The 20896-nt window shown below is 66.9% G+C and carries 21 protein-coding genes; 12 read left to right on the top strand and 9 right to left on the bottom strand.

The window, feature by feature from the left end; genetic code table 11:
* The 8 genes from GGR25_RS02910 to GGR25_RS02945 all read left to right on the top strand — a co-directional run bounded on the left by GGR25_RS02910 (position 1) and on the right by GGR25_RS02945 (position 9125).
* Complete coding sequence (locus GGR25_RS02910; protein ID WP_380146942.1) at positions 1-1608, top strand: ABC transporter ATP-binding protein; 1608 nt, start codon at positions 1-3, stop codon at positions 1606-1608.
* Positions 1592-2680 (top strand): ABC transporter permease, encoded by a 1089-nt coding sequence (locus GGR25_RS02915; protein ID WP_183397207.1) that lies wholly within the window; start codon positions 1592-1594, stop codon positions 2678-2680. Before GGR25_RS02910 ends, GGR25_RS02915 begins: the two co-directional genes overlap by 17 nt.
* A 7-nt stretch (positions 2681-2687) precedes the next feature.
* The gene (locus tag GGR25_RS02920) at positions 2688-3602 is read left to right on the top strand and encodes an ABC transporter permease (protein ID WP_183397208.1); all 915 of its coding nucleotides are present in this window, start codon (positions 2688-2690) and stop codon (positions 3600-3602) included.
* A 53-nt stretch (positions 3603-3655) separates the two neighbouring features.
* Positions 3656-4726, top strand: a complete 1071-nt coding sequence (locus GGR25_RS02925; protein ID WP_183397209.1) for a BMP family ABC transporter substrate-binding protein — start codon at positions 3656-3658, stop codon at positions 4724-4726.
* A 110-nt stretch (positions 4727-4836) separates the two neighbouring features.
* On the top strand, positions 4837-6018 hold the full coding sequence (locus GGR25_RS02930; protein ID WP_183397210.1) for a urate hydroxylase PuuD: 1182 nt from the start codon (positions 4837-4839) through the stop codon (positions 6016-6018).
* An 88-nt stretch (positions 6019-6106) separates the two neighbouring features.
* Positions 6107-6628 carry a 2-oxo-4-hydroxy-4-carboxy-5-ureidoimidazoline decarboxylase gene (gene uraD / locus GGR25_RS02935; RefSeq protein WP_210299783.1) on the top strand — a complete coding sequence of 174 codons (522 nt, stop codon included), beginning with the start codon at positions 6107-6109 and terminating at the stop codon, positions 6626-6628.
* Positions 6625-7911: an allantoate amidohydrolase gene (locus GGR25_RS02940; protein ID WP_183397211.1), complete on the top strand. Its 1287-nt coding sequence runs from the start codon at positions 6625-6627 to the stop codon at positions 7909-7911. Before uraD ends, GGR25_RS02940 begins: the two co-directional genes overlap by 4 nt.
* Positions 7908-9125 carry a M20/M25/M40 family metallo-hydrolase gene (locus GGR25_RS02945; RefSeq protein ID WP_183397212.1) on the top strand — a complete coding sequence of 406 codons (1218 nt, stop codon included), beginning with the start codon at positions 7908-7910 and terminating at the stop codon, positions 9123-9125. Before GGR25_RS02940 ends, GGR25_RS02945 begins: the two co-directional genes overlap by 4 nt.
* Here the strand turns inward: GGR25_RS02945 and GGR25_RS02950 are convergent.
* From GGR25_RS02950 to GGR25_RS02960, 3 genes are read right to left on the bottom strand one after another with little or no spacing between them, the layout of a single operon-like run.
* Positions 9117-9635, bottom strand: a complete 519-nt coding sequence (locus GGR25_RS02950) for an isoprenylcysteine carboxyl methyltransferase family protein (protein WP_183397213.1) — start codon at positions 9633-9635, stop codon at positions 9117-9119. The two genes, GGR25_RS02945 and GGR25_RS02950, sit on opposite strands and share 9 nt — an antisense overlap.
* Positions 9632-10765 (bottom strand): type III polyketide synthase, encoded by a 1134-nt coding sequence (locus GGR25_RS02955; protein WP_183397214.1) that lies wholly within the window; start codon positions 10763-10765, stop codon positions 9632-9634. Before GGR25_RS02955 ends, GGR25_RS02950 begins: the two co-directional genes overlap by 4 nt.
* A gap of 21 nt (positions 10766-10786) precedes the next feature.
* Entirely contained in the window at positions 10787-11353 is a 567-nt protein-coding gene (locus GGR25_RS02960) for a tetratricopeptide repeat protein (protein WP_183397215.1), read from the bottom strand.
* 82 nt (positions 11354-11435) lie between these two features.
* Here GGR25_RS02960 and GGR25_RS02965 point away from each other — a divergent pair, with 82 nt between their 5' ends.
* Complete coding sequence (locus tag GGR25_RS02965; RefSeq protein WP_183397216.1) at positions 11436-11942, top strand: RNA polymerase sigma factor; 507 nt, start codon at positions 11436-11438, stop codon at positions 11940-11942.
* 1 nt (position 11943) lies between these two features.
* Complete coding sequence (locus tag GGR25_RS02970; RefSeq protein WP_183397217.1) at positions 11944-12759, top strand: anti-sigma factor; 816 nt, start codon at positions 11944-11946, stop codon at positions 12757-12759.
* Here GGR25_RS02970 and GGR25_RS02975 read toward each other — a convergent pair.
* Together GGR25_RS02975 and rimO are read right to left on the bottom strand one after the other, a co-directional pair.
* Entirely contained in the window at positions 12726-13973 is a 1248-nt protein-coding gene (locus tag GGR25_RS02975; protein ID WP_183397218.1) for an acyltransferase family protein, read from the bottom strand. The genes GGR25_RS02970 and GGR25_RS02975 overlap by 34 nt on opposite strands.
* 121 nt (positions 13974-14094) lie before the next feature.
* Positions 14095-15426, bottom strand: a complete 1332-nt coding sequence (gene rimO / locus GGR25_RS02980) for a 30S ribosomal protein S12 methylthiotransferase RimO (RefSeq protein ID WP_183397219.1) — start codon at positions 15424-15426, stop codon at positions 14095-14097.
* Between the two features lie 326 nt (positions 15427-15752).
* On the opposite strand from rimO, the gene GGR25_RS24550 reads away from it, so the two are divergent.
* Complete coding sequence (locus tag GGR25_RS24550) at positions 15753-16034, top strand: hypothetical protein (RefSeq protein WP_210299784.1); 282 nt, start codon at positions 15753-15755, stop codon at positions 16032-16034.
* An 88-nt stretch (positions 16035-16122) separates the two neighbouring features.
* On the opposite strand, the gene GGR25_RS02985 is transcribed toward GGR25_RS24550, so the two are convergent.
* From GGR25_RS02985 to GGR25_RS03000, 4 genes are all read right to left on the bottom strand, one after another.
* Positions 16123-16869 (bottom strand): hypothetical protein, encoded by a 747-nt coding sequence (locus tag GGR25_RS02985; protein ID WP_183397220.1) that lies wholly within the window; start codon positions 16867-16869, stop codon positions 16123-16125.
* Between the two features lie 118 nt (positions 16870-16987).
* Positions 16988-17920 carry a lysylphosphatidylglycerol synthase transmembrane domain-containing protein gene (locus tag GGR25_RS02990; protein ID WP_183397221.1) on the bottom strand — a complete coding sequence of 311 codons (933 nt, stop codon included), beginning with the start codon at positions 17918-17920 and terminating at the stop codon, positions 16988-16990.
* Positions 17921-18052: 132 nt separating this feature from the next.
* Positions 18053-18892, bottom strand: coding sequence for an MBL fold metallo-hydrolase (locus tag GGR25_RS02995; protein ID WP_183397222.1), 840 nt, complete (start codon positions 18890-18892; stop codon positions 18053-18055).
* Complete coding sequence (locus GGR25_RS03000) at positions 18885-19691, bottom strand: TatD family hydrolase (protein WP_183397223.1); 807 nt, start codon at positions 19689-19691, stop codon at positions 18885-18887. The genes GGR25_RS02995 and GGR25_RS03000 overlap by 8 nt, the downstream gene beginning before the upstream one ends.
* Positions 19692-19849: 158 nt before the next feature.
* Between GGR25_RS03000 and GGR25_RS03005 the strand changes: the two genes are divergently transcribed.
* Positions 19850-20893: a glycosyl transferase family 90 gene (locus tag GGR25_RS03005; protein WP_183397224.1), complete on the top strand. Its 1044-nt coding sequence runs from the start codon at positions 19850-19852 to the stop codon at positions 20891-20893.
* The last annotated feature ends 3 nt before the right edge of the window (positions 20894-20896 follow it).

Below are 20896 nucleotides of genomic sequence, written 5' to 3' on the forward strand. Positions count from 1 at the left end.
GTGCAACAGAGCCAATCCGCAGGGCGTTCCAGGCCCGATACGGCACCCCTGCTGGAGGCGGTCGGCATCACCAAGCGCTTCGGCGCGTTTACCGCGAACGACCATGTCGATTTCGCCATCCGCAAGGGCGAGATCCATGCCCTGCTCGGCGAGAACGGTGCGGGTAAATCGACGCTGGTGAAGATCATCTATGGCTCGCTGCAGCCGACCGAAGGCGAACTGCGCTGGAAGGGCGAGCCGGTCGTCATCCCGAGCCCGTCCGCCGCACGGCGGCTCGGCATCGGCATGGTGTTCCAGCATTTCTCGCTGTTCGAGGCGCTGACCGTCACCGAGAACATCGCGCTCGCCCTGTCGGGCCGGCACAACATGGTGGAGCTCGCCCGCGAGATCAGCAAGGTCTCGGCGGAGTATGGCCTGCCGCTCAATCCGTCCTCGCGCATCGTCGATCTCTCCGTCGGCGAGCGCCAGCGCGTCGAGATCGTGCGCTGCCTGCTGCAGAACCCCGAACTGCTGATCATGGACGAGCCGACCTCGGTGCTGACGCCGCAGGAGGCCGACGATCTGTTCGTCACGCTCGACAAGCTGATCGCCAAGGGCTGCGCGGTGCTCTACATCAGCCACCGCCTCGAAGAGGTGAAGCAGATCTGCCATCACGCGACGATCCTGCGGCTCGGCAAGGTCGTCGGCGAATGCGATCCGCAGAAGGAGACGGCCGCGCGGCTCGCCAGCCTGATGGTCGGAACCGAGGTGCATGCGCTCCAGACCGATACGCCCGTGCCGGTCGCGTCCAAGTCGCGCTTTGTCGTGCGCGGCCTCTCCCTGCCTGAGCCGGGGCCGTTCGCGGTCGCGCTCAAGGATATCCAGCTGGATGTCCGCGCGGGCGAGATCGTCGGCATTGCCGGCATCGCCGGCAACGGCCAGGGCGAATTGTTCGAGGCGCTCTCCGGCGAGCGACTCGCGGGCAGCGCCGACACAGTCATCATCGACGGTCATCCGGCCGGCCGGCTCGGCATCACGGCACGGCGCCGGCTCGGCGCAGCCTTCGTGCCGGAGGAGCGCAACGGCCATGGCGCGGTGCCGCGCCTCGCGCTGTCCGAGAATGTGCTGCTGACGCGCCATGCCACGGGCGACCAGTTGCTGCGGGCCGGCGTGATCGATTTCGGCGGCATGCGCACGCTCGCCGAGCGGATCGGCCGCTCCTTCGATGTGCGCAAGTCCAAGACGGATCCCGATGCCGGCTCGCTCTCGGGCGGCAATCTGCAGAAATTCATCGTCGGGCGGGAGATCGACCGGCAGCCGGGCGTGCTGATCGTCAGCCAGCCGACCTGGGGCGTCGATGCCGGCGCCGCGGCGCTCATCCGCCAGGCGCTGGTCGATCTGGCGCGGTCGGGCTCGGCCGTGATCGTGATCAGCCAGGATCTCGACGAAATCTTCTCGATCGCCGACCGCATCGCAGTCATCTCGCGCGGCCATCTGAGCGAGCCGGTTCCGGCACGCCAGACGAGTCGCGAGGAGATCGGCCTGAAGATGGGCGGCCTCGGCGAGGGAATCCGCACGGCGGTCAACGCCGGCGGGAAGGGGGAGGGGCCGCATGCGCATCATTCTTGAGCGGAGGGCCGATCCGAGCAAGGCGATGCAGTTTGCTTCGCCAATCCTCGCGATCGTGCTGTCCGTCATCGCCTTTTTCGTGATCTTCGTCGTGTCGGGCATCGACCCGCTCAAGGCGCTGGAGGTCTATTTCATCGAGCCGCTGACGGCGATGTGGTCGATCGAGGACCTGATCGCCAAGGCGACGCCGATCATCCTCGTCGCGATCGGCCTCTGCTTCTGCTTCCGCGCGGGCGTCTGGAACATCGGTGCCGAGGGCCAGCTCGTGGCCGGCGCGATCGCCGGCTCCTTCGTGCCGATCTTCTTCCCCGATGCGAGCGGTCCTTTGGTCCTGCCGGCCATGCTGGTGCTCGGCATGCTGGGCGGCATGGTCTATGCCGCCATCCCCGCCGTGCTGAAGACGCGCTTCGGCACCAATGAGATCCTGACCAGCCTGATGCTGGTCTATGTCGCGCAGCTCTTTCTCGACTGGCTGGCGCGCGGGCCCTGGCGCAATCCGGCCGGGCATAATTTCCCGGACAGCCGGACCTTCACCGACGGGCAGCTCATGCCCACGCTTCCGGGAACCGAGATCTTCCTCTCCTTCCCGGCCGCGATCCTGATCGCGATCGCGGCGTGGTTCGTCATGCGCTACACGCGCTTCGGCTTCCAGATCCGCGTGCTCGGCCAGGCGCCGCGCGCCGGCCTCTTCGCCGGTTTCAGCCATCCGCGCATGGTGATGGCGAGCTTCCTGATCTCGGGCGCGCTCGCCGGCCTTGCCGGCATCTGCGAGGCGGCCGGCCCGATCGGGCAGCTGCGCACCTCGGTTTCGCCCGGCTATGGCTTCACGGCCATCATCGTGGCCTTTCTCGGTCGCCTGAACCCAGTCGGCGCGGTCTTCGCCGGCCTGCTGCTCGGCCTCTCCTACATGGGCGGGGAGGGCGCGCAGATCGCGCTCGGCGTCTCCAGCCAGACGACGCGCGTGTTCCAGGGCATCCTGCTGTTCTTCGTTCTGGTCTGCGACACCTTCATCATCTACCGGCCGAGGCTGGCGCATGCGCCGGCCCGGGCGGCCCATCCGGCAGCGAGGTGACGGCGCCATGCTCGAGAGCATTCTCCTCACCGTCATCACCGCGGCGACGCCGCTGATCTTCGCGGCAATCGGCGAACTGGTCGCCGAACGCTCCGGCGTCCTCAATCTCGGCGTCGAGGGCATGATGGCGATGGGCGCCGTCGCCGGCTTTGCAGCCGCCCATGTCACCGGCAATCCGATGATCGGCGTGCTCGCGGCGATCGTCGCGGGCGTGGTCATGGCCGCGCTGTTCGGCATCGTGACGCTGGTCTTCGTCGCCAACCAGGTTGCGTCCGGCCTCGCGTTGACGCTGTTCGGCCTCGGCCTTTCCGGCCTGATCGGCGATTCCTTCGTCGGAATTCCCGGCGTCAGCGTGCCGAGCCTCAACATTCCCGGCCTCACCGACCTGCCGATTGTCGGCCGCGTGATCTTCGGGCTCGATCCGCTGACCTATCTCGCCATCGCGCTGACGATTGGCGTCTCCTGGTTCCTGTTCCGCACCCGCGGCGGCCTCGTGCTGCGCGCCGTCGGCGACAGCCATGGCTCGGCGCATACGCTCGGCTATGACGTGATCCGCGTCCGCTTTCTGGCCGTGCTGTTCGGCGGCGCCTGCGCCGGCGTCGGCGGCGCCTATCTCTCGCTGGTCTATACGCCGCAATGGACGGAGGCGATGACCGCCGGCCGCGGCTGGATCGCGCTGGCGCTGGTCGTGTTCGGCACCTGGCTGCCGCTCCGCGTCTTCATCGGCGCGATCGTGTTCGGCGGCGTCTCGATCCTGCAATTGCATGCCCAGGCCTTCGGCATCGGCATTCCCTCGCAGTTCCTGTCGGCGCTGCCTTACCTCACGACCATCGTCGTCCTGGTGATCATTTCGCGCAATCGCGTCCTGGTCAGCACCAACACACCGGCCGCGCTCGGCCAATCCTTCGTTCCCGACCGGTAAGCAGCAGCCGTCGGAACCCAAACGCAATCGATGATCCAAACGGGAGAACGCACATGAAGAAAGTCCTTTCGGCAGCGGTGGCGGTGATCGCGCTCGCCGCCGGCATGAGCGCGGCGGAAGCCGCCGACAAGCTCAAGGCGTGCTGGGTCTATGTCGGCCCGCACAATGACGGCGGCTACAGCGAAGGCCACGATAAGGGCCGCCTCTACGCGCAGGAGAAGCTCGGCGACAAGATCGAGACGACCTATGTCGAGAACGTCGCCGAGGGTCCGGACGCCGAGCGCGCGATCGAGCGTCTCGCCCGCTCGGGCTGCAAGATCATCTTCACCACCTCCTTCGGCTTCATGGACCCGACCATCAAGGTCGCCGCGAAGTTCCCGGACGTGAAGTTCGAGCACGCCACCGGCTTCAAGACCGCGCCGAATGTCGGCACCTATAATTCGCGGTTCTACGAAGGCCGCTACATCCAGGGCCAGATCGCGGCGAAGCAGTCCAAGGCCGGCGTCGCCGGCTACATCGTCTCCTTCCCGATCCCCGAGGTCGTGATGGGCATCGACGCCTTCATGCTCGGCGCGCAGTCCGTCAACCCGGACTTCAAGGTCAAGATCATCTGGGTGAACTCCTGGTTCGACCCCGCCAAGGAAGCCGACGCCGCCAAGGCGCTGTTCGACCAGGGCGTCGACATCATCACGCAGCACACCGACTCGCCGGCGCCGCTCCAGATCGCGCAGGAGCGCGGCCTGCATGGCTTCGGCCAGGCGCATGACATGATCCAGTTCGCGCCCAAGGCCCAGTACACGGCGATCGTCGACACCTGGGGTCCGTATTACGAGAAGCGCATCAACGCGGTCCTCGACGGCACCTGGAAGCCGGAGCAGAGCTGGGACGGCCTCAAGGACGGCATCATGCAGATGGCGCCCTACACCAACCTTCCCGACGACGTCGTCGCCATGGCGAAGAAGACCCAGGCCGACATCGAGTCGGGCGCGCTGCATCCCTTCAAGGGCCCGATCGTCAAGCAGGACGGCACCGAGGTCATCCCGGCCGGCCAGAACCTCGACGACGGCACCCTGCTCGGCCTGAACTGGTACGTGAAGGGCATCGACGACAAGCTGCCGCAGTAAAGGCAGCGGCGTTTCGCCAATGGCGGCGTCCGGGCGACGCCGCCGACACACTCTGACGGTCGGCGCCGCGGGGCGCCGGCTGCGACCAATTCCCGGGGGCTGCACCACACATGTCCGCATTCATCGTCGAATGGCTCAATCTCCTGATCCGTTGGGGCCATATGATCGCGGGCATTGGCTGGATCGGCACCTCGTTCTACTTCATCGCGCTGGATCTGAGCCTGAAGAAGCGCGAGAAGATGACGCCCGGCGTCTATGGGACGGCCTGGGAGGTCCATGGCGGCGGCTTCTATCACGTCGAGAAATACCTCGTCGCGCCGCCGGCGCTGCCCGATGATCTGATCTGGTACAAATGGGAGGCCTATCTCACCTGGGTCTCCGGCTTCTTTCTGCTCTGCGTCCAGTATTACTGGAACGCCAACACGTTCCTGATCGACAAATCGGTCCTCGAACTCGTCCCCTCGCAGGCGATCGTCATATCGGTCCTGTCGCTGATCGGCGGCTGGGTGATCTATGACCGGCTGTGCAAGTCGCCGATTGGCAGGAATACGCCGCTGCTGGCGGTCTGCGTCTTCGCGCTCATCGTCGGCGCGGCCTATATGTTCACGCATGTCTTCTCGGGCCGCGGCGCGCTGATCCATGTCGGCGCCTTTGTCGGCACGATCATGGCCGTCAATGTGTTCGGCGTGATCATTCCGAACCAGAAGAAGATCGTCGCCTCGCTCCTGAAACACGAGGCGCCGGATCCGCGCCTCGGCGCGATCGGTAAGCAACGCTCGGTTCACAACAACTATCTGACGCTGCCCGTCTTGCTGATGATGGTCAGCAATCACTATCCGTTTCTGTCGAGTCATCCGCAGAGCTGGCTGATCGTCGCCTTCATCCTGATTCTCGGCGGATCGATACGGCACTTCATCAACCGCCACGAGGCGCATGACCCGATCTTCAACTATGTCTGGGCGGTCCCGATCGCACTCGTCGCCCTCGGCGCGTTGCTCTATCTGACCGCACCGAAAGAGCAGGAGATCGATCCGAGCCTCCAGGTCAGCGACGCGCAAGTCCTTGCTTTGACTGCGAAACATTGCGCCATGTGCCATTCGGCCAAGCCGACCCATGACGGTTTCGAAGCCCCGCCGAAGGGCGTGATCCTGACCTCGACCGACCAGCTGGCCGCCCACAAGGACCAGATCATCGCCCAGGCGGTCCAGGGCAATACCATGCCGCTCGGCAACGAGACCCACATGACCGCCGATGAACGCAAGGAGCTTGGCGCCTGGCTGCAAAGCCATTAGAAGCTCTTGGAACGCCGGAAGCCCTTGGACTCGCTTGAGTTCCGGGGCTTCGGCCAAACCACTTGGACCTCTGCGCCTTCGTGACAGCATGCCGAACCCGCCGCTCACGCTCGACGATGTGAACCGTATGGACGAGGCGGGTTTCGTCGCGTCCTTCGGCGATATTGCCGAGCATTCTCCGTGGGTTGCGCGATCGGCCTTCGCCTTCGCGCCCTTCGCCGATCACGCCGCGCTGGTCGCTGCCTTCCACCGAGCGCTGCGGGAAATGGACCATGCCGGCCAGCTCGCTCTGCTGCGCGAGCACCCCGATCTCGCCGGCAAGGCCGCGATCGCGGGCGAACTCGCGCCCGAATCCTACAATGAGCAGTCCGGCGCCGGCCTCGACCGGATGACGGCCGAAGAATATGCGCTCTTCACCGATCTCAACACCCGCTACCGCGCCCGGCACGGCATCCCGTTCATCCGCGCGGTGAAGGGCTCGACCAAGGCGCAGATCATCGCCGCGTTCCAGGAGCGGCTTCCGAACGCGCCGGAGGTCGAGTTCCAGACCGCGCTCGGCCAGGTCGAGCGTATCCTGCGTTTCCGGCTCGAGGACCGTGTCGCGTCATGAGCGCGGCAGCCACTATTCCGTCCACGAGAGAGCTCGGCGAGCGCGCGCAGCGCATGATCGACGCTCTGGCCGCCATCTCGGCCGACCCGGATCGGCTGACCCGTCTCTACCTGACCCCCGAACACCGCCGCGCCGCTGATCTGGTCGGCGAATGGATGACCGCCGCCGGGCTCGCCACCCGGCTCGATGCGGCCGGGACGATGCGCGGCGCGCTGCCGCCCGGGCGCTCGGGGAAGAGCGCCAACAAGGCGCTCCTGATCGGATCGCATATCGACACAGTGATCGATGCCGGCCGCTATGACGGCAATCTCGGCGTGGTCGCGGGCATTCTGGCGGTCGAAGTCCTCAAGGCGCGCGGGATCCAGCTTCCCTTCGGTCTCGAAATCCTCGCCTTCGGCGACGAGGAGGGCGTCCGCTTCCCTGTTACACTGACGTCTTCGGCCGTCGCGGCTGGCACGTTCGATCCCGCGACGCTCGATGCAGCCGACGAGGCCGGAACGACGCTCGGCGAGGCGCTGAAGGCCTTTGGAACCGATCCGGCGCGCCTCTCGGGCGAGGCCTATGACCGGCCCGGCGTGCTCGGCTATCTCGAAGTCCATATCGAGCAGGGGCCGGTGCTGGAGGCGTCCAACGAGCCGCTCGGCGTCGTCAGCGCCATTGCCAGCCAGAGCCGGCATCGGGTGCGCATCCGCGGCGAAGCCGGCCATGCCGGCACCGTGCCGATGGCCATGCGCCATGACGCGCTCACCGCGGCCGCCGAGATCATCCTCGAAATCGAGGCGACGGCGCGCAAGGGCAAGAAGCACTCGCTGGTGGCGACGGTCGGCCATGTCGAGGTGATGCCGGGCGCATCCAACGTCATTCCGGCCGATGTCCGTTTCTCCGTCGATGTCCGCGCCGCCGACGACGCCGCGCGCAAGGCCGCCGTCGAGACGATCAGCAATTTCGCGCGCAAGATCGACCGCCGCCGCCATGTCGTCGTCGGTTTCGAAACGGTGATGGAGAAGCCGGTCGCGCGCTGCGCCCCGCGGCTGCAGAAGGCGATCGGCGCCGCCGTTTCCGCCGTCCAGGGCAAACCGGCGCGCAGCCTGATGTCCGGCGCCGGCCATGACGGCCAGTCCATGGTGCAACTGACCGATTTCGGCATGATCTTCGTGCGCTGCCGGGCCGGGATCAGCCACAATCCGCTCGAATCGGTGACGATCGACGATATGGGCGCCGCCGTGGAGGCGCTCGTCGGCACGATCGTCGAGCTCGCGCGGCAGGAAAGCGGCCCGTCATGATCCATGCGGCGGTCGAGGCGAATTTCGAGCGCGAGGTGGCCTTCCTGAAGGCGCTGATCCGCCTGCCGGGCGATAATCCGCCCGGTGATTGCGCGCCGCTCGCCGAAGACGTCGCCGCGCTCCTGGAGCAACTCGGCCTCGCGCCTGAGATCGATCCGGTGCCCGAACCCTTTGCGCGCCAGCATGGCATGCGCAGCGTCGCCAATCTCGTGGTGCGGCGGCAGTTCGGCGAGGGCAGGGGGCCGGTGATCGTCCTGAACGCGCATGGCGATGCCGTGCCGCCGGGCGAAGGCTGGTCGACGGATCCCTATGGCGCCGAGGAGCGGCGCGGGGCGATCTATGGCCGTGGCGCGGCCGTGTCGAAGTCCGACTTCGCGACCTATGCCTTTGCGCTCCTCGTGCTCGAATCGGCGGACAGGCCGCTCGACGGCGCCGTGGAGCTGCATTTCACCTTCGACGAGGAGGCGGGCGGCTTCGTCGGGCCGAAATGGCTGCTGTCGCATCGCGACCAGCGCATCGACTACGCGATCACGGCCGGCTTCTCCTATGCGATCGCGACGGCGCATAGCGGCGTCCTGCATCTCGAAGTCATTGTTCGCGGCCGCCAGGCCCATGCGACGGCGGTGGATTCGGGCGCCGATGCACTCGAGGCGACGGTTCCGATCCTGGCGGCGATCTATGCCGAGCGCCGCCGGCTCGCCGGCATCGTCTCGGCGGAACCCGGCATCGGTTCGCCGCAGATCACGGTTGGCCTGATCTCGGGCGGAACCAACGCCAATGTCGTGCCGGAGCGCATCGCAATCCGGATCGACCGCCGTATCCTTCCCGAAGAGGATGGCGAGGCGGTCGAGGCGGAGCTGGTTCGTCTGATCGAGGCGGCCGGCGTCACGCTGCCCGGCATCGAGATCGAATGCCGGCGCATTCTGCTCGCCGAACCGCTGCGGCCCTTGCCAGGCGTCGAACGGCTGGTCGAGGCCATCCGGGGGTCCGCCGAGGCGGTTCTGGGAACGCCGGTCGCAGTGACGGGCGTGCCGCTCTATACCGACGCCCGGCACTATGCAGCCGCTGGCGTGCCGACCGTCCTCTATGGCGCGGGGCCGCGCTCGATCGCCGAATCCAACGCCTATTCTGCTGATGAGCACATCCGCCTTGCCGATTTGAAGGCGGCGACGGAGATCGTCGCCTCTGCGCTGGTGGATCTACTGTCAGTCTGACGCGGCGAGAGCACGGCGCGGCGCGAGGGCCTGCCCCTCGACATGGATGCGCCAGGTGAGCAGCGCGGCATTCAGCAGGCCGAAGACGATCGCGACCACCGGCAGATCGAGCAGCAGCGGCACCAGAACGATCTCCGCTTCGACCACCAGATAGTTCGGGTGCTCCACCCAGCGATAGGGGCCGCGGCGTCGGAGGGGCGTTCCCGGCGTCGTGATGATGCGCGTCGTCCAGTACGGGCCGAGGCTGCGGATCACCCAGAACCGCGCCATCTGCAGCAGCAACAGGACGCCGAGCCCGATCCAGGGCACCGAGGATGTGGGTGCGGCGAGGACAGCGATCGCCACGAACCAGGCGCTGTGCAGCAGAATGAAGAGCGGATAGTGCCTGCGCCCGATTTCGGTGCCGCCGGCGGCGAGCAGGCGGGCGGTGTTGCGGCGTGCATAGACGAGCTCGGCAAGGCGCTGAACCGCGAGAATGCCGATCAGCGCATAGACCCGGCCGAGCGTCATGGTCTCGCCCCCTGCGCCGCCACGTCGATGCACTGGAACGCGGCCGTGAAGCCGGGGCCGAGCGCCGTCAGGAGCAGCGGGCCGCTCGCTCCGGACCGTAGCAGATCGTCGAGGACGAAGAGGACCGTCGGCGCCGACATGTTCCCGAAATCGCGCAGCACGCGCCGTTCGGATGTCAGGCCCGCGGCGGGAAGACCGAAGACGCTCTCCAGCTCGGTGATCACCTTGGCGCCGCCCGGATGGCAGCAAGGCCGGCCCACGGTTGCGCGAGTCAGGCCGCAATCCGCGAGAAAGCGATCGAGCACGACCGGATAGTCGCGCGCGACGATATCGGGAATGCTCTGGTGGAAGATCACGTCGAGGCCGCCAGCGTCGACATCCCAGCCCATCACGTTGAGCGTGTCCGGCCAGCAATGCTCGCCGCTCGAGCCAATGGTACAGCCCGCCCCGCCGGCATCCAGCCCGCTGGAGATCACCGCTGCGGCGGCGCCATCGCCGAACAGCGCGCAGGCGACGAGGTTGCTCTTGGTCAGGCGATCGAGACGGAAGGCGAGCGAGCACAATTCCACGACGATGAGCAGCACATTGAGGCCGGGACTCGTGCGGGCCATCTGGGCCGCGCGCGAAAGGCCGAGCACGCCGCCGGCGCAGCCATAGCCGAAGACCGGCAGGCGCATCACATTCGAGCGGAACGGAATGCGGTTGAGGAGCCGGGCATCGATGCTCGGCGTCGCAATGCCGGTGGAGCTGACGAACAGGATCAGGTCGATCTCGTCTGCCTCCATGGCCGCCGCATCGAGGGCGCGGCGCGCGGCATCTTCGGCGAGCGCGGTCGCGTGCTCGACATAGAGGCGGGATTTCTCCTTGAAATCGGCCGGCTGCATGAACCATTCGAGCGGCTGGCAGGAATAGCGATGCTCGATCTCCGCATTGTCGAAGACCGGCTCGAGCCGGGAGAAGAAGGGCATGCGATCCGCGAACAGCGCGCGTGACGCATCGCGAACCTCCGATTGCACGAGACGATGTGGCGGCGTCGCGGTCGCGAGCGAGCGGAGCGTGACGACGGGCTGGGTCTGGCGCGAGGCGGCGCCGAGGGGCGCCGCCGATACAATGTCGATCCGATCAAGCATCTGACTTGCTGGGCTCCGGCGCTATTCCGGCTTGCCGGCGAGTGCATTCGCCAGATCGCCATACTGCTCGCAGCTGCGATTGCCGCAGAGCTTCTCGATGGTCGACAGCTCGAGCTTGGCCTCCTCGACACGGCCAGCCGAAACATAGCCCTCGCCGAGATATTCGCGCGTGTTGAGATTGTTCGGGTCGATCGCGAGAGCCTGCTTGTAGTAGCCGATGCCGACATCGACATCGCCCATCTTGCGATGACTGTAGCCGATATAGGTCAGCACGATCGCGTCATTCTTGTTCTGCACGGCGTCGAGGACGGCGAGCGCATTCTCGTAGTAGCCGGCGAGAGCGAGGGCGCGGCCCTGTTCGAGGAGTTGCTTGTCATCGAGGCTGCCGGAATTGGCCTTCACGCAGCGTTGCAGCGGCTTGCTCCAGACCCAGCCCTTGTTGCAGACCTGCTGCGGCGGCATCGAGCTGCCACCGGAGCCGCCGCCGCTTCCGCCGCCGCTGCCGCTGGCCGCCCAGGCCGGTGCCATGGCACCGAGGCAGATCAGGGCGAGGGCGGTTCGCTTCACCCAGGATGTCGTGATAGTCATGGTGTTCTCTCCTGATACGCCTTCGCGACGATGCGAAGTCGCAGGATGAACAGCGTTCGGGGCCGACCTATTCGCTCGTCAGATGATCACGTCGGGTAACGAAGAGGTGAGAAGCGGCCTGCGGGTGCACCTGCCTGCACTCTGGCGCTTCGGGCTCGTCCTTTCGAGGAGGCGCGAAACCGCCGAAGAGCTCGTGCAGGCAACCTGTCTGCGCGCGCTTGAGCGCGCGGACCAGTACCAGCCGGGCACGCGGCTCGACCGCTGGCTGTTCTCCATCCTGCACTCCATCTGGATCAACGAGCTGCGCGCGCGGCGCATCCGGCTCGGGGAAGGGGAGGTCGATGCGGAGACCGCGCTCGTCTTCGACGGCGCGCATGCGATCGAAACGAATATTCTCGCTAGCCAGGTGTTAGCGCGGATCGGACGGCTGCCGGATGCGCAGCGCGAGACGGTGCTGCTGGTCTATGGCGAAGGCTATTCCTATCGCGAGGCGGCGGACCTGCTCGGCGTGCCGATCGGAACGATCATGAGCCGGCTCGCCAGTGCGCGGGAGCGGCTCGCCGAAGAGGGCGCGAGGCCTGGAGCGTGAGATGAGCGAGCGGCATCCATCCGAAGACGCGGAGCAATTGGTCGCGCTGCTTGATGGCGAGCTGGAGGCCGGTTCTGCCGCCATCCTAGCCGAGCGCCTCCCTGACGATGCGGATCTGCGCGCGCGCCTCGCGACGCTGGACAGAGGCGGGGAGGGCGTGCGGCCCGCCTTCGACCTGCTGCTGGACGACGCGCCGATCGCCCGCCTCGACGCGATGCTCGACGGGGCAATCGCCGCGACGCAGAAGCCCTCGCCCGCCGCCCCGGCGCGGAGCCGACCCGCCTGGGGCTGGCTGAGCGGCCTTCTGGCGCCGGCGGCTGCCGCGCTGGCGGCTGGTCTGGTGGGGCTGTGGCTCGGCGTCGCCGTCCTGGGTGGTCCCGCGCACGAGGAGGAGGGGGGCTGGCTCGCGGCCGTGGCGAGCTATTGGGCGCTCACCACGCCCGACACGCTGGCGATCGCCCCCACGCCTGACCATCTCGCCAAGGGCCTCGCGCTGGCCTCGGACCGCCTTGGCATAACGCTCTCGCCCGCCGCGATCGCCCTGCCCGATGCCGATTTTCGCGGCGCGACGGTATTCGATTATGATGGCAAGCCTCTGGTTCAACTTGCCTATTTGGACGCTGACGGCACGCCCTTCGCCTATTGCGTGATCCGCGCCGCGGAGAGCGGGGCGGTCCAGCCGACGGCCGGCACCATGGGCGGCTTCAATGTCGTGCATTGGTCGGCCGGCGACGGCGTGGAGCGCATGCTGATCGGGCGCGTTCCGGGCGCGGTGCTGGAGCGCTACGCCGCGCTCCTGTCCGAACGCGCCGGCTGAGGCTCCGGAAGGGCCGGGTCGCGCGCTTCGAAGCGGGCCTTCATCCGGACCGGCAGATGGCGCTCGACGAGGCCGCGCGACCAGCGCCGCGCCGGGGTTTCCACGAAGGTGTAGGTGAAGGACGCGATGGCGACGACCGCCGCGAGGAAGCCGATCGTGACGAGATCGCCCTGCCAGTGCGCCTGTCCGATCAGCGTGGCCCTCTGACCGTCGACAATCTGGGACGTCGTCAGCGTGACGCCCAGGGTCCGCTCGAGCGTATGGATCGTCATCATCAGCACGCGCAGCACCGGCACATGCACCATGTAGATCGAATAGGACAGCACGCCGAGCCGCAGCGCCGGGCGTGAGCGGAGGAGGGCGCTGACCGCCCCGCCCTCAGCCGAGAAGATCAGCACGGCCAGCAGAAACACCGCCGGCCCGAGCAGCGAAAGCGTGCTCGTCCCCACGACCGAGACGAAGACCGCAACGAGGATGACGCAGCCTATCTCCACGCCCGTCCAGGAGGTCCGCGACACAGGCGGGCCGCCGTCGACGCCTATGAAACGCTGGTAAAGCGCATAGCCGATCACGCCGGCGCTGAAGCCGCCGATTGCGCGGATCAGCCCGAAATCATAGGTCGCGTCCATGTTGCGCGGGCTGACGAAGCCGAGAATGATTGGCGCCGCCAGCGCCACCAGCGCGAGGAGCCTGACGAGACGGCTAGCGGGCAGGGCGCTCGCCACCAGCGCAAACAGGAGATAGGTCCACAGCTCGGCGCTGACGCTCCAGCTCGGGAAATTCCACGTCAGCGACCGATCGATGCCCGTCGCCTGCAGCATCAGCAGATTGACGACGAGCGAGCCGATGCCGCGATCCTGCGTCGAGAACGGCACGGAGCCCGGCGCCAGACGGTGCAGGACGAAGGGCAGGCATTCGAGGGCCACGAGGAAGGCGAGCGTCGCGAGGTGCAGCGGATAGAGCCGACCGAGGCGCAGCAGCATGAAGCGCCCTGTTCCGAACCCCTCCCGAAGATCGCGCGCATAGTTCGCGGCGATCACGAAGCCGCTGAGAACGAAGAAGAAATCGACGAAGAGATAGGCGTTTCGCACGATGCCGAGCATGCGAAAATGGCTGTAGGCTTCGAGGTGGAACAGCGCGACCATGGTCGCGCAAAATCCACGCCAGCCGTCAAGCGCGGCGAAATGCCGATTGCAGGAGGCGAATGCGCGCACGGCCTTCGTCTCTCGGAGCGATCGCAGCCGCAGATGGCGAGCCCCCGCCACCCGTTGGGCCGATCCCGGAACGGTGGCGGCAGACTAGGCGCGAGGCATTAAGGAAGCCTCGCCGTGATCTTCACACGACAGTGCCGTGGAGATCATAGGCATCGGCGCTTTCGATGCGCGCGGTGACGAACTCGCCGGCGCGGATCGGCCGGCGGCTGGTCAGATGGATGCTGCCGTCGATCTCCGGCGCATCCCAGGCAGCGCGACCCTTGGCCCTGAGACCGCTCGTCTCGTCGACGAGGACCTGGACACGGCGGCCGACGCGCCTTGCCAGCTGCTTCGCGCTGATCGCCTGCTGGCGCTGCATGAAGCGATGCCAGCGCTGTTCCTTGACCTCGTCCGGCACGATTCCCGCCAGCTCATTCGCCGGCGCGCCGTCGACGGGCTCGAACTTGAAGCAGCCGACGCGGTCGAGCTTCACCTCGTCCAGCCAATCCAGGAGGAACTCGAAATCCTCGTCGGTCTCGCCGGGGAAGCCGACGATGAAGGTCGAGCGGATGGCGAGGTCGGGGCAGATCTCGCGCCAGCGGCGGATGCGCTCCGCGGTCTTCTCCTGATGCGCCGGGCGGCGCATGGCCTTCAGAACAGACGGGCTCGCATGCTGGAACGGGATATCGATATAGGGCAGCACCTTGCCCTCGGCCATCAGCTCGACCACGGCATCGACGTGAGGGTAGGGGTAGACATAGTGCAGGCGGACCCAGACGCCGAGTTCGCCGAGCGCGGCGGAGAGATCGAGGAACTTCGCCTTGACCTCGCGGTCACGCCACGGGCTCGCGGCATATTTGATATCGACGCCATAGGCGCTCGTATCCTGCGAGATGACGAGCAGTTCCTTGACGCCGGCCTTCACCAGCCGCTCGGCCTCCCGAAGCACGTCGCCGGCCGGCCGGCTGACGAGATCGCCGCGCAGCTTCGGGATGATGCAGAAGGAGCAGCGGTTGTTGCAGCCTTCGGAAATCTTCAGATAGGCGTAGTGGCGCGGCGTCAGCTTGATGCCCTGCGGCGGCACCAGGTCGACGAAGGGATCGTGCGCCGGCGGAACCGCCTGATGCACGGCGCCGAGCACGCTCTCATATTGCTGCGGACCGGTGATCGCGAGAACGTTCGGGAAGATGTCGCGGATCTGGTCGGGCTCGGCGCCCATGCAGCCGGTCACGATGACCTTGCCGTTCTCCTTCATCGCCGTGCCGATCGCTTCGAGCGACTCCGCCTTGGCGCTGTCCAGGAAGCCGCAAGTGTTGACGATGACGACGTCGGCACCGTCGTGATGGCGCGACAGCTCATAGCCCTCGGCGCGCAGATGCGTGAGGATCCGCTCGGAATCGACGAGCGCCTTGGGGCAGCCGAGGCTGACGAAGGAAATGCGCGGGGCTTCGCCGGCAGGCGCGTCACGGTTCATGCGGGACATCCGAGGACAGAGGGCGCGGCAAACCAGCGGGTCGCCGTCTGATCGTCCGGCATGCCGGACGGACGCGGCTTATCTGTAGGAGCACTTGCCGGCTGTCAATGGATAAGCACACCGGACGAGGGCAGGGCGCTCGCCCCACCCTGCTCCCGGAGCGACCTGGACACCGCCCGGCCCTCGCCGCCTGTTGCGGCCGAGCCGCGAGCCGGATGCGCCCGCCGACCAGAGTCGCGCCCCAAGTCCCGGCCGACAGCAGCGATACGCCGCGCGACGTCTGGGCTTCATTCGGCAGACCAAGCGTTCAGCCGAGACCACGACGCATGACCGCCAAAGGCGATCCACCGGGCAGCCGGTCGAGATGTGCCGCGATCGTCGACCCGAGTGGAATCGACGGCGAGGCGTCAGACCGGGATGAGACGCGCGGCTGGCGTCAGGCCATGCCGGCGATGGAACGCGCGATGTCAGATCGTGATGGCGGTGACCGGAGGCCAGCAATCGCATCTGTATTCAACGATGACTGCGGCATCGACCACTTCATCGGTCGTCGACATAACCGGGCCGGGGAGAGGCGGCCCGCCACGTTGACCGGACGCCGACAGTGACAGCGTCCCACATCAGCATATCCGTGATTCGCATAAGATAGATTATGGAACCTAATCGCATGGGTGCGAGGCCGGCTGGCCTCGCGGTTCAGAAACCCTGCTGGACCGTACGGACGGTGTTGCCAACGGCTCCCGTCGTCCAGTTCCACACCGTGCCGGCAGCGCGCTCCGTCGCACCAAGAAGGCCCTGGTGATGCACCGGCTCGTTGGCCGGCGGTGCCTGCACGTTGGCGACGTCGTCGACCGGCATCGGCGGCACCGGACCGTTCGGCGCGGCGCTCTGGATCGCCGGCGCGGCCGGCACCGGGTTTGCAGCCGGAACGACATAGGACGGCGCTGCCGGTTCGCGCAGGACGCCGAGATCGGCCGGCGGTGCGCCGGTCTGTACGATGGCCGGCTCCGCGGCGCGAACCGCCGGCTCGGCGGCGCGGACGACGGGCCGAGGCTGGACCGGCGCACTCTGCGCGGCGACACTCGGACGGACCGGACGCGGCTGCGGCTTCGGCGGAATAGGCTGCTCGGACGTGTCGAGCGCGGCTTCGCTGCGCGGCGCGCTGGCCGGTGCGGCAGCCGGCGCGACCGGCGCCTCGGGCGTCGACCTCTGCGACATGTCGATCTGCCGGACGTTGTCGGCCACAGGCATGGGGGCCGTGCGGGCGGTCATGGGCGCCGACACATTGGTCGCCGGGGCGCTCGTCAAGGCAGGCCCGGCGATCAGCCAGGCACCCACGAGCGCAGCGGCCGCCGCAGCAGCATAAAGGGCGTAGCGGGCAGGGCCCCCTGCCCCTTCGGTGGGCTCATCGACAAGACGTTCTGCGATCAGGGCGCCAGCCATTGTCCGGTCCTCGGATTCGTTGCGTCGGATACCAAGATGACGCGCCAATCCGGCTCAACTTCGACGTGACTAAGGCAATTCGGCGCAGTTTGTGGCCGAATATTGCGCGTCCTGTGCTTCAGATATCCTTGCGCGCCAGTTGCGTGCGCTCGAACAGCAGCACGATGACCAGCGAGATGGCGAAGGGCACGAGCAGGTAGAGCAGACGGAATACGATCAGCGCCGCGAGGACGTCGTTCGGGTTGAGCTCGGGCATGGCGGCCAGGAACGTCACCTCGAGCACGCCGAGCCCGCCCGGCGCATGCGACAGCAGCGCCAGCGTGAAGGACGCCAGGAAGACGCCGAGAACGATCAGGTAGCCGGGATTATGCTCGACCGGCAGCGCGAAATAGATGATCGCGGCGGCGCTGCACAGCTCCAGCGGGCCAGCGAGCAACTGACGGGCGACGATCGGCAGCCGGGGGTACTGGACGTGGAACTTGCGCCAATGGAACGGCGGAAAGTGGCGCCAGGAGCCGAGGACATAGAGGGCGACCAGCCCCAGCAACACGAGCCCGATGGCGACGCTCAGCCACGCCGGCATGTCGATCAGGCGCGAGATGATACGGGGGCCCACCACCATGACGACGGCCGATGTCAGCACCGTGCCGAGCGCGAAGGTGAACGAGCAGAAGACGATCAGCAGCCCGATCTGCTGAGGCGTCAGGCCCTTCGTCGTATAGGCGCGGTAGCGCACGACGGCGCCCGACAGGACCGAGGCGCCGATATTGTGCGAAAGCGCATAGGTCGTGAACGAGCAGACCGAAATGAACAGCCAGGAGATCTTCTTGCCGCCGATATGGGCGAGGGCGATTCGGTCGTACCAAGCCAGCGCGCCATAGGCGCACAGCGTCGCCACGATCGACAGGATCCAGTTGTGCAGGCTGATCGCCGCGAGGCTGTCAGCCACTTCCGCGAAGGAAATGCGTCTGAATTCGCGGTAGAGGATGAACCCCGACACGACAACCGCAACGATGCCGAAAATCGACCAGGCGGCATTGCGGATCTTCATCGGGTGGCGTCCTCCTTTGCTGGTCCGCGGCGCGGGTGCCGCGCGACTGGAGGCGCGAGAGTGGCACGGCGCGAACGACGATGCCAAGGTAACAATCGCGTCAAATTGACGAAATTCATGCTTCGTGATCGCTCAGAGCGTCACGTCGATCGTCATGCCGTCATAGGCCGGAGCCACATCGGCGCCGAGCCGCTCGACAAGGGTGCGATAGTCGAGGTCGCCATGCATATGGGTGAGCACGGTACGGCGCGGCGCGAGACGTTCCCTCCAGGCGAGGGTTTCGTCGAGGCTGAAATGGCTTGGATGCGGCCGGTAGCGGAGCGCGTCGACGATCCACAGATCGAGCCCGCTCACCGCGGCCAGCGATTCCGGCGGGATGTCGCTGACATCGCTCGAATAGGCGAAGTCGCCGATGCGGAAGCCGAGGCTGTCGATATCGCCATGGATCTGGCGGAACGGCAGGATATCGATCCGCCCGCCCGGACCGCCGATCGAGAAGCCCTGCCCCGCCTCGATCCGCTGCCGGCCGACGATCGGCGGATAATTGCCGCCCGGCGGCGTGCGGAAGCAATAGGCGAACGCTTCTTCCAGCCGCTCCTGCGTGAAGTCGTCGGAATAGACCGGCACGAGGCGGCGGCTCTCGAGCCAGAAGGCGCGGAGATCATCGATCCCATGCGTGTGATCGGCATGGGCGTGCGTGTAGAGCACGGCATCCACCCGGTCGACGCGGGCGTCGAGCAACTGGTTGCGGAGGTCCGGCCCGGTGTCGACCAGGATCCGCGTCGGGTAGGGCGCATCGTTGCGGAAACCGTCGATCAGGATCGACGAGCGGGTGCGGCGGTTCTTCGGCTCGGAAGGGTCACAGGCGCCCCAGTCATTGCCGATGCGCGGGACGCCCGGGGAGGCGCCGCAGCCGAGGATCGTGATGCGCAGCCGCTCCGCCGCGCCATCCCTGCCCTGCCCGTCAGCCATGGAGAGCCCCCTCGCCCGCAAAGGCCGCGGCAGGCACCTTGGTAAAGAGGCGGCGGAAGTTCGCCGTGGTGACCTCGCCGATTCGCTCGCCGAGGCCCGTCACTTCGCCGAGCACGCGGGCCGTGTCCGCCACGAAGGCCGGCTCGTTGCGCCCGCCGCGATGCGGGATCGGCGCGAGATAGGGCGCGTCGGTCTCGACCAGAAGGCGATCTGCCGGCACCGCCTTGGCGATCTCGCGGATCTGCTCGGCATTGCGGAAGGTCAGGATTCCGGAGAACGAGACGTAGCAGCCGAGCGCCGCGCCGGCGCGGGCAAGCTCCGGACCGGATGAGAAGCAGTGCAGGATGGCCGGGAAGGCCCCCTGCCCCATCTCGTCCTCAAGGAGGGCGATCATGTCGTCATCGGCATTGCGAGCGTGGATGACGAGCGGAAGACCGGTGATCCGGGCCGCTGCGATATGCTGGCGGAGGCCGATCGCCTGCACGGCCTTGTGCTCGGCGCCGTAAAAATAGTCGAGCCCGGCCTCGCCGATCGCGACCACCTTGGGGTGGCACGCGAGTTCGACGAGCTGCTCGCTCGTCACGTCCGGCTCTTCATGGGCGCTGTTGGGATGGACGCCGACCGAGCAATAGATGCTGGCGTGCGACTCCGCGATCGCCAGGACACGCGGAAACGTGGCAAGGCGCGTCGAGATGGTGACCATCAGGCCGACGCCTGCCAGCCGCGCGCGCTCGAGCAGCGCTTCGCGATCGACGTCGAAATCGGCAAAATCGAGATGACAGTGGCTGTCTACAAGCATCGCAGGACAAGGAGCTAATACGGCCGCCTTATCAATTCTGCGGCACGCTTCAGCGCCAGTGAGTAGCCGCTTCCGCTCCTCCTGTCGACCTTTCTGGACAGGTCGGAGCGCCGCACCGTAAACTTCAGCGGCCTTGCTGCGCGCGACTCGGAACGGCCTTGCACTCCATCGAAAAATCCCTGTTCAAGCTGGTGCCGAAGCGTATCTCGGAAGCCATCATGCTGCGGCGGCTCGGAACCGCGCTGCCGACCATGGCGACGTCGACGCCTTCGCTCGTTTTCGAGCATGGCGGACAGCGCAGCCGTCATCGCCATCAGGTCGATTTCGCCCGCGACGGCGACCGGCTCCTGATCGTGCTGGATCGCGATCGGCTGGCCTCGGATTGGGAACTCTACTACATGACGTGGCGTCGGCTGCCGACGCTCGTCCGCATCCTGTCCCGCGCCTCCCGCGAGTTGACGCCCGTCAGCGGCAATATTTCCGACGGCGGCGGCAACCTGCCCGACGAGCTCGCCTTCTGCTCCGATGAACCGCTGGCCTTCCTCGTCCCCGATCCCGCTTTCATGACCGAGCACTTCTACCAACCCTTCCGAGAGCTGGCGGACAGCCAGCCGGCGCGCTGGCATCAGCGCCGGGACACGCTGCTCTGGCGCGGCTCGATCTCCGGCGAGGGGCTGACGATCACGCATGCCATGGACGTCGATGATCCCGCTCTGAAGCAGCGCGTGCGGCTCTGCCTGGCGCTGCGGGGCCTCGCCGATGTCGATGTGAAGCTCTTGGCCTCGGCGCGCGACAAGGCGGAACAGCAGGCGACGGCGGCGGTGGAAGCGCACGGGCTTCTCGGCGCGCCGATCGCTCCGTCGCGCTGGATCGACGTCAAATTCGCGCTCGATATCGACGGGCCGACCAACAGCTGGGCCAATTTCTATACGCGCATGCTGCTCGGCTGCTGCGTGCTCAAGGTCGCGTCACCAAGCGGCTTCCGGCAGTGGTATTACGACGATCTCGTCGCCTGGACGCATTACGTGCCGGTGGCGGCCGATCTTTCCGACCTGATCGAGAAGGTCGAGTGGTGCCGCACCCATGATCTCGCCTGCCGCGACATCGCGAGCGCCGGCCAGGAATTTGCCCTGCGCCGGACGCCCGAATCGGAAACAGTCGCGACCGTCGAACGCCTCAACGAGCGTTTCGGAGCGCGGTAGACG

The sequence above is a fragment of the Kaistia hirudinis genome (assembly GCF_014196455.1).
In the GTDB taxonomy this organism is placed as follows: Bacteria; Pseudomonadota; Alphaproteobacteria; order Rhizobiales; family Kaistiaceae; genus Kaistia; species Kaistia hirudinis.